The organism is Roseomonas sp. TAS13 (assembly GCF_001950415.1).
Taxonomy (GTDB): domain Bacteria; phylum Pseudomonadota; class Alphaproteobacteria; order Acetobacterales; family Acetobacteraceae; genus Roseomonas; species Roseomonas mucosa.
The window spans coordinates 1-1,554 of record NZ_BDLP01000626.1 but is presented as its reverse complement, the minus strand read 5'-3'; the positions used below and the strand labels follow the sequence as shown (position 1 = coordinate 1,554).

At 75.2% G+C, this 1,554-nt stretch carries 1 protein-coding gene; it reads right to left on the bottom strand.

Features of this window, described 5'->3' with window-relative positions; translation table 11 throughout:
• Nucleotides 1-97 precede the first annotated feature (97 nt).
• The coding region (locus tag ROTAS13_RS24325) for a hypothetical protein (protein WP_075823649.1) at nucleotides 98-1,554 on the bottom strand (1,457 nt) is incomplete at its 5' end.

The window sequence follows — 1,554 nt, the reverse complement described above, 5'->3', positions numbered from 1 at the left end:
TCGCCTTACGGTGGAGCTGTGCGTAGATGTGATCAAGAGACAGGCGCCTTTCACCCGGGACAGAGCAACGGCAACCGCGAGGCGTGTCCGAACGCCCCTACCGCCGCCCGGCCAGCCGCGCGATCCAGCGCCGGAGCCGCCCTTCCAGCCCGCGATGCAGGGTCAGGGGCGAGAGCTTCCAGGCGTCGGGATCTTCCAGGCGTTCCAGGATCAGCTCGGCCTGGCAGGGCAGCAGCGTCACCGGGTCGATGTAGCGCGGGTAGAGGAGCAGCGTCGCCGCCACCAGCTCCTCCAGCGACCGCGCCACGCCGCGCCGCCCGGGCGGAAAGCCTTCCGGCGCCCGGTCCTCGGTCAGTCCCCAGCCGGCATAGAAAGGGCGCCCGTAGGTCACGACCGGCACGCCGCGCAGCAGCGCCTCGAAGCCGGAAAGCGAGGTCAGCGTGTGCACCTCGTCCACCAGCGGGAACAGGCCGGAGAGCGGCGCGCCCACCACCACCTGGTCCGCCACCGCCGCCAGTTCCGCCGCCGCGATCCGCCCCTTGCGGAACCCCGCCTCCAGGTCCGGATGCGGCTTGTAGAGGATGAACCCTTCCGGCCGCGCCGCCCGCACCGCCCGCAACAGCGCGAGGTTGGACTGGATCGCCCCGCCGCCGCAGCGCACCGAGGCATCGTCCTGCACCTGCCCGGGCACCAGCAGGACCGGCCGCCCCGCCGGTGCCGCGATGGGCGGAACCTCCCCGCCCAGGTGGTACTTGCCGATGCCGCGTTCCACGATCGCCGCGCGCAGCGCCCGCGCCCGTGCCAGCAGCGCCCGGTCCGCCACCCCCCGCTGCAGGATCAGCTCCAGATCCGAGGGCTGCGCCGGGTCGTAATAGGCCCCGCGCCCGTCGAGGCAGTAGGAGGCCCCCGGCAGGAACCGCGCCCCCAGCCCGCGCGAGCGCAGGAAGCCATCCTCCAGCGCCAGCACCGGCAGCCCTTGCGCGCGCAGTCCCGGCTTCTTGCGCGAGGCCCAGACGGCGATCCCGCCGGCCTCGCCCCGCTCCTGCGCCGTGCGGGCCATCCGCAGCGCGCCTTCCGCGCTCTCCGCGAAGCATGGCGCCGCGCCGTTGTCGCGCCCCAGCAGCGCGCCGACCTGCGCCCGCTTCCAGCGCGCGATGCCCAGGCAGACAGAGACGCGCCGGTTCTCCCCCTCCCGCTCCCGCCAGAAGCGCAGCATCTCCATCGCCTCGGGCAAGGGGAGGGGGCTGCGCCGGAACGGGTCCGCCGCCCGCGCCTCCGCCAGGTCGCCCGGTGGCGCATCGGGGCAGGAGAGGCCCGCGATCCGCGCCAGCACCGCCATGGCCCACCCCGCGCCCCGGATGGCGCCCTGCATCTCCGTGGCGAGGTCGATCAGGCTCCAGGGCGAGACGCGCCGCTCCAACCGCGCCGCGCCCGGCACGGGGCCGGGCAGGAACCCCGTCCAGGGGTCGCGCGTCAGCACCGGCCTCCCCCCTTCCGCCAGGATCCGCCGCGCCGCCGCCTCCGTGAAGCAGAGCGCATCCCCGCGGACCTCGC